Origin of the sequence: Geomicrobium sp. JSM 1781026 (assembly GCF_041949955.1) — a bacterium.
In the GTDB taxonomy this organism is placed as follows: domain Bacteria; phylum Bacillota; class Bacilli; order Bacillales; family Marinococcaceae; genus Geomicrobium_A.
The window spans coordinates 24,781-37,694 of sequence record NZ_JBHFQF010000014.1; the positions used below are offsets into that span (position 1 = coordinate 24,781).

Sequence of the window (12,914 nt, forward strand, 5' to 3'; positions counted from 1 at the left end):
CTTTTGCTACTGTTACCCGTCACTCAGCCCCTTTGACAACAGAGCGCAGGAAAGGGAGGGTCACCCTTTGATCGATGTCAATAATTTTGAATACATGAAAGTTGGTCTTGCATCTCCAGACAAGATCCGTAGTTGGTCTCGTGGTGAAGTGAAAAAGCCCGAAACCATTAACTATCGAACGTTAAAGCCAGAGAAAGACGGGCTATTTTGTGAGCGTATTTTCGGTCCACAAAAGGATTGGGAATGTCACTGCGGGAAATACAAACGCGTCCGCTACAAAGGCGTTGTTTGTGATCGTTGCGGTGTTGAGGTTACCCGTGCCAAAGTTCGTCGTGAACGCATGGGGCACATTGAGCTAGCCGCACCTGTTTCTCATATCTGGTACTTTAAAGGGATCCCAAGTCGTATGGGGCTCGTATTGGATATGTCTCCACGTTCGTTAGAAGAAGTGATTTACTTTGCTTCTTACGTTGTGACAGATACAGGCGATACACCACTTGAATATAAGCAGTTGCTATCTGAGAAAGAATACCGCGCATACTACGACAAGTATGGTCGTACGTTCACGGCACAAATGGGTGCTGAAGCGATCCGGAAGATTCTTTCTGATTTAGATCTAGAAAAAGAAGTAAAAGCGCTAAAAGATGAATTAGAAACGGCTCAAGGGCAACGTCGTACTCGTGCGATCAAGCGCCTTGAAGTGATTGAAGCGTTCCGTAACTCTGGAAATCACCCTTCTTGGATGATTATGGATGTATTGCCAGTCATCCCGCCTGAGCTTCGTCCGATGGTTCAATTGGATGGCGGTCGTTTTGCGACGTCTGACTTGAATGATTTGTATCGTCGAGTCATTAACCGTAACAATCGTCTGAAGCGTCTTTTAGATCTTGGTGCCCCGAGCATTATCGTTCAAAACGAGAAGCGGATGCTCCAGGAAGCTGTAGACGCACTTATTGATAATGGTCGTCGTGGCCGTCCGGTAACGGGTCCTGGTAATCGACCGTTGAAATCACTTTCGCACATGTTGAAAGGTAAGCAAGGTCGTTTCCGTCAGAACTTACTCGGAAAGCGTGTTGACTACTCTGGTCGTTCCGTAATCGTTGTCGGTCCGAACTTAAAGATGTATCAGTGCGGTCTTCCGAAAGAAATGGCCCTAGAACTATTTAAGCCTTTTGTAATGAAAGAGCTTGTTGCTAAAGGTCAAGCGCACAACATTAAAAGCGCAAAACGTAAAGTTGATCGTGTACAGCCTGAAGTTTGGGATGTGCTTGAAGAAGTGATCAAGGAGCATCCGGTTTTATTAAACCGAGCCCCAACCCTTCACCGTCTTGGAATTCAAGCATTTGAACCGATCCTTGTAGAAGGGCGCGCAATCAAGCTGCACCCACTCGTATGTACCGCGTATAACGCCGACTTTGATGGTGACCAAATGGCGGTTCACGTGCCACTTTCAGCCGAGGCACAGTCAGAAGCGCGCGTACTCATGCTTGCTGCACAAAACATCTTGAATCCGAAAGACGGGAAACCAGTTGTAACTCCTTCACAAGATATGGTTCTTGGTAACTATTACTTGACGCTCGAACGTGAAGGTGCAGTTGGAGAAGGTACGGTGTTTAAGGATAGCGATGAGGCACTCACCGCTTACCAAAACGGCTATGTGCATTTGCATACACGTATAGGAATTCCTGTTCGGTCATTGAACAAAACGACATTCCCTGAGAACACAGAAGACCGTATTTTATTAACGAGCACCGGTAAGTTGATCTTTAACGAAATTCTTCCGGAGTCGTTCCCGTATATCAATGAGCCAACGGCGATTAACCTTGAACAAGAAACGCCAAAAGAATATTTTGTTACAAGTGATACAGATATTAAGAAAACAATAGCTGAACGGCCAGTCGTTGCTCCTTTCAAGAAAGGGTTCCTCGGAGATGTCATCGCTGAAGTGTTCAAGAAGTTTCAAGTCACTGAAACATCCCGAATGCTTGACCGAATGAAAGACCTTGGTTTCTACTATTCAACAAAAGCTGGCCTTACCGTAGGTGTGGCTGACATCGTAGTACTCGCTGAAAAAGGTGAAATTCTTGATGCAGCTGAATTGCAAGTAGACCGAGTGATGAAACAGTTCCGAAGAGGTCTCATTACGGAAGAGGAACGTTATGACAAGATCATCTCGATTTGGAGTGAAGCAAAAGACGACATCCAAAGCCGCCTAATGAAAACACTCGACAAATCGAATCCGATCTTTATGATGAGTGATTCCGGAGCACGTGGTAACGCCTCAAACTTTACGCAGCTTGCGGGTATGCGTGGTCTAATGGCGAACCCGTCTGGTCGAATCATTGAGCTTCCAATCAAGTCCAGTTTTCGTGAAGGTCTAACCGTACTCGAGTACTTTATCTCGACACACGGCGCCCGTAAAGGTCTAGCCGATACGGCATTGAAGACAGCAGACTCTGGTTACTTGACCCGTCGTCTTGTTGATGTTGCCCAAGACGTCATTGTTCGTGAGGATGATTGCGGCACGGATCGCGGTCTCGTTGTTTCACCGATTAGAGAAGGTACTGAAGAAATTGAGAACCTTTATGATCGTCTCGTTGGTCGCTTTGCGTTCCAAACGGTCAAACACCCTGAAACCGGCGAAGTCCTTGCCAGACCGAATGAATTGATCAATGAAGAGTCTGCAAAAACAATCGTTGACGCAGGCGTCGAATCATTGAAAATCCGTTCTGTCTTCACGTGTGACACGTCACACGGTGTATGTAATAAATGTTACGGCCGTAACTTGGCGACAGGAAGCGATGTTGAAGTCGGCGAAGCGGTCGGTATTATCGCAGCCCAGTCCATTGGTGAGCCAGGTACACAGCTTACGATGCGTACGTTCCATACGGGCGGTGTAGCTGGGGATGACATCACGCAAGGTCTACCGCGTATCCAAGAGTTGTTTGAGGCGCGTAATCCGAAAGGTCAAGCGCTTATTACAGAACTCAAAGGAACGATCGAAGAGATCCGTGACGCTGGTGACAAGAAAGATGTTGTCATTCGCGGAGAGTATGAGTCACGTTCCTATACAACCGCATATGGTGCACGCTTGAAAGTATCCGAAGGCGATCAAGTTGAAGCAGGGCAGGCACTGACTGAAGGTTCCATTGACCCGAAAGAATTGATCAAAGTTACCGGTCTGGATGAGGTTCAAGAGTACCTCTTGAAAGAAGTTCAGAAGGTTTACCGAATGCAAGGGGTAGAGATTGGTGACAAACACGTTGAAGTGATGGTTCGCCAAATGCTCCGTAAGATTCGCGTGAATGACTCTGGAGACACTGATGTACTTCCAGGAACACTTGTTGAAGTTAACTCTTTCAACAAAGCAAACATCGACGTGCTTCGAAAAGGGAAGCGCCCAGCGGTGGGAGCTCCAGTTATCCTAGGGATTACAAAAGCATCTCTTGAGACTGACTCGTTCTTATCAGCTGCGTCGTTCCAAGAAACGACACGTGTGCTCACAGATGCGGCCATTAAAGGGCGCAGAGATGCACTTCTTGGCTTAAAAGAGAATGTTATTATCGGTAAGCTCGTCCCAGCAGGTACAGGTATGCAACGTTACCGAACACTCAAGGGCGAGACAGCAGATGAAGGAAAGCAAGTGGAACTAGAACCAGAGACAATCGGTTACGACTAAAAACCGTATTGACACATCATCTCCACTTTGTTAAGATATCTAAGTGCGCGTAATTCGCCTGTATTTGAGGTGGCGATAATGGGTTATGATAAGGTAATGAATGCTAGCACACGATATGTTGGTTTGAAGCGGACATTAAAAGCGGTCTCTGACGGTTTAGCGACGGAAGTATTCGTTGCTGAAGATGCCGACCATGAGTTGCTTCGTAAAGTCTCGGACACCGCATATGAAAAGCAAATACCTTTGGTAATGGTTCCATCTATGAAAAAGCTCGGCAAAGCTTGCGGTATTGAAGTTAATGCTGCGGCTGTAGCTATAAAAAAGTAGTCCTGTTTTTACTGGCGGGCGTTCTCGCCCGTCCAGTAAGAACTTTACTTTTGCCCAATTGTGAACCACCTGGAACGGTGGTCTTGAAAATCGCGATGATGACGCGGTTTTGAACGCTACACAAACCGTGGTGGATTTCATGAATGCAAGCTGCATGAGAATTAAGTTGTGAAAGGAGGAAATATCGATGCCAACAATGAATCAACTCGTTCGAAAAGGACGTAAGTCTAAAATGAAGAAGTCAGATGCACCAGCATTGAACAAAGGCTATAACAGCTTCAAAAAAGTTCAAACTGACCTATCTTCTCCTCATAAACAAGGGGTATGTACTCGTGTCGGTACAATGACACCGAAGAAGCCGAACTCTGCTCTTCGTAAGTATGCACGTGTACGTTTGACGAATGGAATTGAAGTAACTGCATACATCCCTGGAATTGGACACAATCTTCAGGAGCACAGTGTTGTATTGATCCGCGGTGGTCGTGTAAAAGACCTTCCGGGTGTTCGTTACCACATCGTACGTGGTGCGCTTGATACAGCAGGCGTTCAAGACCGTAAGCAAGGTCGTTCTAAGTATGGAACGAAGCGTGCGAAAGCAAAGAAATAATAAGCTTTACTATTATAGAAGAAATGAATTCAGATGTCTTGTTTGAGACAGAAAGGAGGGTTGGTTATGCCTCGTAAAGGTCCTGTACCTCGTCGTGAAGTGCTTGCCGATCCGATCTACAACTCTAAGTTGGTCACTCGTTTGATTAACCGCATCATGGTGGATGGAAAGAAAGGTAAAGCGCAGAACATTCTTTACGCATCTTTTGATCTCGTCCGTGAGCGCAGTGGTCAAGATCCGGTTGAAGTTTTTGATCAAGCACTCAAAAATATCATGCCTGTACTTGAAGTTAAAGCACGCCGTGTCGGTGGTGCCAACTACCAAGTACCAATTGAAGTAAAGCCTGACCGCCGTACGACACTTGGTCTTCGTTGGTTAGTAAGCTATGCACGTCTTCGCGGAGAAAAAACGATGGAAGAGCGTCTAGCAAATGAAATTCTTGATGCATCAAACAACACAGGCTCTGCTGTTAAGAAGCGTGAAGACACGCATCGTATGGCTGAAGCAAACAAAGCGTTCGCACATTATCGCTGGTAAGCGTTTCGCAATCCAGTTGTAAATGATAGCTGAAAGGAGAAAGTGTAAACCATGGCAAGAGAGTTCTCCTTGGAGAAAACACGTAATATCGGTATCATGGCACACATCGATGCCGGTAAAACGACTGCTACAGAACGTATTTTGTTCTATACGGGTCGTACTCATAAAATTGGTGAAACACATGAAGGCGCTTCTCAGATGGACTGGATGTCTCAAGAGCAAGAGCGTGGAATTACAATCACGTCTGCTGCGACAACAGCATCTTGGAAAGGCCACCGTATCAACATCATTGATACACCAGGACACGTCGACTTTACTGTTGAAGTAGAGCGTTCACTACGTGTTCTTGACGGTGCTGTTGCTGTACTCGATGCTCAATCTGGCGTTGAGCCACAAACAGAAACAGTATGGCGTCAAGCAACCACTTACCACGTTCCACGAATTGTATTCGTGAACAAGATGGATAAGATGGGTGCAGACTTCCTATACTCCGTCGGGACGTTAAATGATCGTCTAGACGCGAATGCACATCCAGTTCAACTTCCAATTGGTGCTGAAGATGATTTTGAAGCGATCATTGACCTTGTAGAAATGAAAGCTTACTATTATCTTGATGATTTAGGGCAAAACACTGAAACACGTGAAATCCCTGATGAGCACCGTGAATTGGCTGATGAATATCGTGAGAAGCTGATCGAAGCTGTTGCAGAATTTGATGAAGAGTTGATGATGCGTTACCTTGATGGTGACACAATCAGCAACGAAGAACTCAAAACTGCCGTTCGTGAAGCGACACTTTCGGTACAGTTCTACCCAGTTCTTTGCGGTTCCGCATTTAAGAACAAAGGTGTTCAACCGATGATCGATGCAGTCATTGACTATCTTCCAGCTCCTACTGATGTTCCTGCAATTAAAGGACACAAAGTAGATAGCGACGAAGAAGTTATCCGTGAAGCGGATGACAACGGTCCATTCTCTGCACTTGCATTTAAAGTTATGACAGACCCTTACGTTGGTAAATTGACATTCTTCCGTGTTTATTCCGGAACACTTGATTCTGGTTCATACGTGAAGAATGCTTCTAAAGATAAGCGTGAGCGTGTTGGTCGTATTCTACAAATGCACGCAAACACTCGTGAGGAAATCAAAACGGTTTACTCAGGAGACATTGCCGCAGGTGTAGGTTTGAAAGATACGTCAACAGGAGATACTTTGTGTGATGAGAAGGAACTTGTGATTCTTGAATCCATGGACTTCCCAGAGCCAGTTATCTCACTATCTGTTGAACCGAAATCTAAAGCCGACCAAGATAAGATGGGTGTTGCCCTCGGTAAGCTTGCTGAAGAGGATCCAACATTCAAAACGTATACTGACGAAGAAACAGGTCAAACTGTTATCGCTGGTATGGGTGAGCTTCACCTCGACATCATCGTTGACCGTATGAAACGTGAATTTAAAGTTGAAGCGGTCGTTGGTGCACCACAAGTATCTTACCGTGAAACACTGCGTAAATCTGCAGAGCTTGAAGGTAAGTTTGTACGACAATCAGGTGGACGTGGACAGTACGGACACGTTAAAGTTGAGATTGGACCAAACGAAGAAGGTGCAGGCTTCGAATTCGAAAACAACATCGTTGGTGGTGTCGTTCCTCGTGAATACATTCCATCTGTTGAAGCTGGAATTGAAGAAGCACTTCAAAATGGTCTACTTGCAGGTTACCCTGTCATTGACGTTAAAGCTCGTCTATTCGATGGTTCTTACCATGATGTTGACTCCAACGAGATGGCATTTAAGATTGCGGCTTCCATGGCATTTAAAGAAGCGAAAGCTCATTGTCAGCCAGTTCTCTTAGAGCCACTCATGAAAGTTGAAATCGTTGTTCCAGAAGAATACATGGGTGATGTCATGGGTGACGTTACATCACGTCGTGGACGTGTTGACGGTATGGAAGCACGCGGCAACGCGCAAACCATCCGTGCATTTGTCCCGCTATCTGAGATGTTTGGTTATGCGACAGCGCTACGCTCAAACACACAAGGACGCGGAACGTACTCCATGTTCTTTGATCATTATGCAGAAGTACCAAAGAGTATTTCTGAAGAGATCATCAAAAAGAACACTGGAGAGTAATGACTTTGTTAGTAGTCTAGAAAGGTGATATGTGATTGAAATGCGCATGCCTCCTTTCTTGCTTCATAAATTTAAATTAATTTAAGGGAGGATATCCTCAAATGGCTAAAGAAAAATTTGACCGTTCCAAGACGCATGCCAATATTGGTACGATTGGACACGTTGACCACGGTAAAACAACACTAACTGCTGCAATCACAACTGTACTTCATAAAAAATCTGGTAAAGGTACTGCAATGGCGTATGACGCAATTGACGGTGCTCCAGAAGAGAAAGAGCGTGGAATTACAATCGCGACTTCTCACGTAGAGTACGAAACTGAAACGCGTCACTATGCACACGTTGACTGCCCAGGTCACGCTGACTACGTTAAAAATATGATCACTGGTGCTGCACAAATGGACGGCGCGATCCTCGTTGTATCTGCAGCGGATGGCCCAATGCCACAAACTCGTGAGCACATCCTTCTTTCTCGTAACGTAGGTGTACCTTCAATGGTTGTTTTCTTAAACAAAGTTGACATGGTAGACGACGAAGAGCTTCTTGAGCTTGTTGAGATGGAAGTACGTGACCTTCTTTCTGAGTATGACTTCCCAGGAGACGACATCCCAGTTGTTTCAGGTTCTGCTCTCAAAGCACTTGAAGGTGACGAAAGCTACGAAGAGAAAATTGTTGAGCTCATGAACGAAGTAGACAACTACATTCCAACTCCTGAGCGTGACAAAGACAAGCCATTCATGATGCCTGTTGAGGACGTATTCTCAATTACTGGTCGTGGTACAGTAGCAACTGGCCGTGTTGAGCGTGGCGTTCTTAACGTAGGAGACGAAATCGAAATCCTAGGAATCACTGAAGAGTCTAGAAAATCAACAGTAACAGGTGTTGAGATGTTCCATAAACTTCTTGACTACGCTGAAGCTGGTGACAACATTGGTGCACTTCTTCGTGGTGTTGACCGTGAGGACATCACTCGTGGTCAAGTACTAGCTAAGCCTGGTACAATTACTCCACACACGAACTTCAAAGCTGAAGTTTATGTACTTTCAAAAGATGAAGGTGGCCGTCACACGCCATTCTTCAACAACTACCGCCCACAGTTCTACTTCCGTACAACTGACGTAACAGGCGTTGTTAACCTTCCTGAGAACGTTGAGATGGTTATGCCTGGCGACAACACTGAAATGGAAGTTGAATTGATTTCACCAATCGCAATTGAAGACGGTACTCGTTTCTCAATCCGCGAAGGTGGACGTACTGTAGGTTCTGGTGTTGTTTCTACAATCACGAAGTAATCTCAGAACAAACAATAGAAGCAGGCTAGGAATGAGTCACTCATTCTTAGCCTGCTTTTTTCTGTTATGTATGCTGAGAAATACGTGCCTTGCACGTATGAATACAAGAATTGCTCATGCGTAGGCAGGTAGTCTCTGCATCAAACTTTCCGCATGATTCTTCTACGTGCATCATGCCCGTCATTTGTTCAACAATCACCAAATGGTTTTTCATGTTGGATGTAAGATAGGTGACTACATACATAAAAATAAAGCTAGCAATTTTTGAACAGAGGTGTATACTGAAGGAATTACGAGGAGGAATGGTTATGAAGTTCATACAAAAGATTGTCGTCAAGTCGGCATTGTCTAGTGGTGCACTTGTTTTAGCGGTCTTGCTACTTCCCGTATTTCTTATTACAGAACAGGTTGATGGTTTTCAGCAATTAATTGATATGGTCTTCAAAGAAGATAAAGAATAATGGAAGAAAATGAACAGCCAAGAAACCTATCATTGGCTGTTCAATTTTGTTAAAATTGATGTACAGATCAAGTGAAAAGATCGCGCAAATTGGCGAGCTTAAAGACGAACAAAAACAATATGAATCCACTCTTGCATTCATAGGTGAAAGCCTTTATAATAGTAAAAGTGTGACAAAGTTGGAGATCCGCACGGATTTCCTGTTTTTATGTTGTCATTTGCGATGATGCAGAAGGTTGCTGACACACCCGGCCCCTTTGCCATGATGGGTGTGGGGGGATTTCTGCGGAGTAGGTCTGAAAATCAGGCGATAAAAGGAGGGCTAAACATGGCAAAAGAGAAGATTCGTATTCGATTGAAGGCGTATGATCACCGTATTCTCGATCAATCATCAGTGAAGATTGTAGACACGGCGAAACGTTCAGGTGCAAATGTATCCGGACCGATCCCGTTACCGACAGAGCGTTCGGTATACACAGTCTTACGTGCGACTCACAAGTACAAAGATTCGCGTGAGCAATTTGAGATGCGTACGCATAAACGTCTCATCGATATTATCAGTCCAACACCACAAACGGTGGACGCTTTAATGCGTTTGGATCTTCCATCCGGCGTTGACATTGAGATTAAGCTATAATCCAATTCACAGTTATAGGATGGCAGTTTGGACAAACAATTATGAACACAAAATATAGGAGGTGTGACTGATGGCCAAAGGAATCTTGGGTACAAAGATCGGCATGACACAGATTTTTAGCGAGAATGGCGAAGTCGTTCCAGTTACTGTCGTTCAAGCAAATCCGAATGTTGTCATGCAGTTGAAAACACAGGAAAAAGATGGTTACGATGCGGTGCAGTTAGGTGCAGATGACAAGAAAGATCATCGTTCTAACAAGCCGGAAAAAGGCCATGCTGAAAAAGCAAGCACGGCACCCAAGCGCTACGCTCGTGAATTCCGCAACATGGATGTTGGGACTCACGAAGTCGGTCAAGCGGTCAACGTAAATACATTTGAAGTCGGAGACATCATTGATGTGACCGGTACTTCAAAAGGTAAAGGTTTCCAAGGTGCAATTAAGCGTCATAACCAAGCGCGCGGTCCAATGAGCCACGGTTCTCGTTATCACCGTCGTCCGGGTTCACTCGGTACGATGCAAGATGCGAAGGTTATCAAAGGCATGGAAGGCCCGGGTCAAATGGGTGGCGAAAAGGTAACTGTACAAAACTTGGAAGTCATACAAATCGACGAAGAGCGTAATTTGCTTCTTATTAAAGGGAACGTTCCTGGAGCAAAGAAAAGCTACGTTAAAATTCAAAGTGCTGTAAAAGGCAACTAACGTCTCGAAGAAAGGAGGAGTCATCATGCCAAAAGTAACGGTATTTAACCAAAGCGGTTCACAAGTTGGAGACATCGAACTTGTTGATGCTGTTTTTGGTATTACACCAAACGAAAGTGTTGTTCATGATGCCGTCGTAATGCAACAAGCTTCCCTTCGTCAAGGAACGCAGAAAGCGAAAACTCGCTCTGAAGTTCGTGGCGGTGGTGCAAAGCCTTGGCGTCAAAAAGGAACAGGTCGTGCTAGACACGGTTCAAACCGCTCACCAATTTGGAAAGGCGGTGGTGTGGTCTTCGCACCAACACCAAGAACTTACGGCTACAACCTACCGAAAAAGGTTCGTCGTCTAGCGATTCGCTCAGTTCTTTCTGATAAAGTACAAAACGATGCATTGATTGTTGTTGATGAGTTAAGCTTCGAAGCACCAAAGACGAAAGAAATGGTACAAATTCTTTCTAATCTGTCCGCAGAGAAAACACTCATTGTTACTGCAGAGCGCAATCAAAACATCGAAAGATCTGCTAGCAACCTTCAGAACGTCAAAACGATTACAGCTACTGGCGTAAACGTTCTTGATGTGATCAAGTACGACAAAGTGATCATTACGAAGGAAGCTGCAGAGAAGGTAGGGGAGGTGCTTAGCTAATGGATGCACGCGATGTGATTAAGCGCCCGGTCATTACGGAACGCTCTACTGAACTGATGGAAGATAAGAAGTATACGTTTGAAGTAGATATTAGAGCGAATAAAACGCAAATCAAGCAAGCAATCGAAGAAATCTTCGAAGTTGATGTTGAGAAAGTCAACACGATCAAATACAAGCAAAAGTTTCGTCGTTTCGGACGTTATGAAGGCTTTAAACCTGCGAAGAAAAAAGCGATTGTAACACTTAAAGCAGACAGCGAAGAGATCGAGATCTTCGGCGAAGCTTAAGTTTTAATGTAAAGGAGGGAAATGAAAATGGCTGTAAAACGTTATAAACCGACCACAAACGGTCGTCGTTTCATGACAGGGAAAGACTTCTCTGAAATTACAACGAACACACCTGAGCGCTCTTTGCTTGCGCCACTGTCTAAAAAGGCAGGTCGTAACAACCAAGGTCGTTTGACAACACGTCATCAAGGTGGCGGTCACAAACGTAAATACCGTATGATCGACTTTAAGCGTAACAAAGACCAAGTAGAAGGACGAGTAGCGACAATTGAGTACGATCCAAACCGTTCGGCGAACATTGCACTCATCCACTACATGGACGGAGAAAAGCGTTACATCTTAGCACCTAAAGGTCTAAAAGTCGGCAACTCAATCTACTCTGGATCAGAAGCTGACATTAAACTCGGTAACGCACTTGAGCTTAAAGATATTCCAGTTGGTACGAACGTACACAACATCGAATTGAAGCCTGGCCACGGCGGACAACTCGCTCGTGCTGCAGGATCACAAGCACAAATTCTTGGTCGTGAAGGAAAATACACGTTAATTCGCCTTCGTTCTGGTGAAAACCGTTTGATCCTTTCAACGTGCCGTGCGACAATCGGTCAGGTTGGAAACCTTGAGCATGAACTCATTAATGTTGGTAAAGCAGGCCGTAGTCGCTGGATGAACAAACGCCCAGTTGTACGTGGTTCTGCAATGAACCCAGCGGATCACCCTCACGGTGGTGGTGAAGGACGCGCGCCAATCGGTCGTGTTGCACCAGTATCTCCTTGGGGTCAACCAGCAATTGGTTACAAAACGCGTAAAGGCAAGAAAGACTCTGACAAGTATATTGTTCGTCGTCGCAACGCGAAGCGTAAGTAATTGCCGAGAAGGCCAGACGATTGCTGCGCCCCTGATAACAGCAACGCCTTTGCTGTGTCGGGCGCTGTCAACGTCGTTTTATACATTTGAAGGGAGGCATTCACATGGGACGTAGTCTTAAAAAAGGCCCTTTTGCCGATAGCCACTTGCTTAACAAAATTGAAGCAATGGATGATAACAACAGATCTGTCATTAAAACATGGTCACGTCGTTCTACCATCTTCCCGCAATTTGTAGGTCATACAATTGCTGTTTACGATGGTCGTAAACACGTTCCGGTTTACATTCAAGAAGATATGGTTGGACATAAACTCGGAGAGTTTGCACCAACAAGAACGTATCGTGGACATGATAAAGACGATAAGAAAACGAAACGCCGCTAATTAGAGAGGAGGTTCACTCATGCAAGCTAAAGCTGTTGCGAAACAAGTTCGTGTTGCTCCTCGTAAAGCAAGAATGGTTGTTGATCTTGTCAGAGGTAAGGAAGTTGGAGAAGCCATTTCAATTTTGCGTCATACACCAAGAGGTGTTTCGCCGATCGTTGAGAAGGTTCTCAATTCTGCTATTGCGAACGCTGAACACAATTACGAACTCGATGCTGAAAACTTATACGTAAGTGCAGCATTTGTAGATGAAGGAGTTACCTTGAAGCGCTTCCGCCCAAGAGCCCAAGGTCGTGCGTCTAGAATCAACAAGCGCACTAGTCACATTACAATTATTGTTTCTGAGAAGGAGGAGGGATAGA

The 12,914-nt window shown here is 45.0% G+C and carries 14 protein-coding genes; all 14 read left to right on the plus strand.

Annotated elements, in window-relative coordinates; all coding sequences use genetic code 11:
• The first annotated feature begins 67 nt into the window (after positions 1 to 67).
• The 14 genes from rpoC (at position 68) to rplV (ending at position 12,913) form a co-directional block, all read left to right on the plus strand.
• Positions 68 to 3,679: a DNA-directed RNA polymerase subunit beta' gene (rpoC, locus tag ACE1TF_RS18640; RefSeq protein ID WP_375019014.1), complete on the plus strand. Its 3,612-nt coding sequence runs from the start codon at positions 68 to 70 to the stop codon at positions 3,677 to 3,679.
• Positions 3,680 to 3,757: 78 nt separating this feature from the next.
• Positions 3,758 to 4,006: a ribosomal L7Ae/L30e/S12e/Gadd45 family protein gene (locus ACE1TF_RS18645; RefSeq protein ID WP_042402100.1), complete on the plus strand. Its 249-nt coding sequence runs from the start codon at positions 3,758 to 3,760 to the stop codon at positions 4,004 to 4,006.
• A 187-nt stretch (positions 4,007 to 4,193) separates the two neighbouring features.
• Entirely contained in the window at positions 4,194 to 4,613 is a 420-nt protein-coding gene (gene rpsL, locus ACE1TF_RS18650; protein WP_042402103.1) for a 30S ribosomal protein S12, read from the plus strand.
• 66 nt (positions 4,614 to 4,679) lie between these two features.
• The gene (gene rpsG / locus ACE1TF_RS18655; RefSeq protein WP_042402105.1) at positions 4,680 to 5,150 is read left to right on the plus strand and encodes a 30S ribosomal protein S7; all 471 of its coding nucleotides are present in this window, start codon (positions 4,680 to 4,682) and stop codon (positions 5,148 to 5,150) included.
• 51 nt (positions 5,151 to 5,201) lie between these two features.
• Positions 5,202 to 7,280 carry an elongation factor G gene (gene fusA / locus ACE1TF_RS18660; protein WP_042429367.1) on the plus strand — a complete coding sequence of 693 codons (2,079 nt, stop codon included), beginning with the start codon at positions 5,202 to 5,204 and terminating at the stop codon, positions 7,278 to 7,280.
• A 101-nt stretch (positions 7,281 to 7,381) separates the two neighbouring features.
• Positions 7,382 to 8,572, plus strand: coding sequence for an elongation factor Tu (tuf, locus tag ACE1TF_RS18665; RefSeq protein ID WP_042402106.1), 1,191 nt, complete (start codon positions 7,382 to 7,384; stop codon positions 8,570 to 8,572).
• A 308-nt stretch (positions 8,573 to 8,880) separates the two neighbouring features.
• A complete protein-coding gene (locus ACE1TF_RS18670) occupies positions 8,881 to 9,033 on the plus strand; it encodes a hypothetical protein (RefSeq protein ID WP_193744273.1) in 153 nt (50 codons plus the stop codon).
• A 327-nt stretch (positions 9,034 to 9,360) separates the two neighbouring features.
• Positions 9,361 to 9,669, plus strand: coding sequence for a 30S ribosomal protein S10 (gene rpsJ / locus ACE1TF_RS18675; protein ID WP_042402109.1), 309 nt, complete (start codon positions 9,361 to 9,363; stop codon positions 9,667 to 9,669).
• Between the two features lie 70 nt (positions 9,670 to 9,739).
• Entirely contained in the window at positions 9,740 to 10,369 is a 630-nt protein-coding gene (gene rplC, locus ACE1TF_RS18680; protein WP_375019019.1) for a 50S ribosomal protein L3, read from the plus strand.
• 25 nt (positions 10,370 to 10,394) lie between these two features.
• Positions 10,395 to 11,015: a 50S ribosomal protein L4 gene (gene rplD / locus ACE1TF_RS18685; RefSeq protein WP_042402113.1), complete on the plus strand. Its 621-nt coding sequence runs from the start codon at positions 10,395 to 10,397 to the stop codon at positions 11,013 to 11,015.
• Positions 11,015 to 11,302, plus strand: coding sequence for a 50S ribosomal protein L23 (gene rplW / locus ACE1TF_RS18690; protein WP_042402114.1), 288 nt, complete (start codon positions 11,015 to 11,017; stop codon positions 11,300 to 11,302). Before rplD ends, rplW begins: the two co-directional genes overlap by 1 nt.
• A gap of 27 nt (positions 11,303 to 11,329) precedes the next feature.
• Positions 11,330 to 12,169 carry a 50S ribosomal protein L2 gene (gene rplB / locus ACE1TF_RS18695; RefSeq protein WP_375019022.1) on the plus strand — a complete coding sequence of 280 codons (840 nt, stop codon included), beginning with the start codon at positions 11,330 to 11,332 and terminating at the stop codon, positions 12,167 to 12,169.
• 104 nt (positions 12,170 to 12,273) lie between these two features.
• Positions 12,274 to 12,552 carry a 30S ribosomal protein S19 gene (gene rpsS, locus ACE1TF_RS18700; protein ID WP_042402116.1) on the plus strand — a complete coding sequence of 93 codons (279 nt, stop codon included), beginning with the start codon at positions 12,274 to 12,276 and terminating at the stop codon, positions 12,550 to 12,552.
• 19 nt (positions 12,553 to 12,571) lie between these two features.
• Complete coding sequence (gene rplV, locus ACE1TF_RS18705; protein ID WP_042402119.1) at positions 12,572 to 12,913, plus strand: 50S ribosomal protein L22; 342 nt, start codon at positions 12,572 to 12,574, stop codon at positions 12,911 to 12,913.
• Position 12,914: the final 1 nt, after the last annotated feature.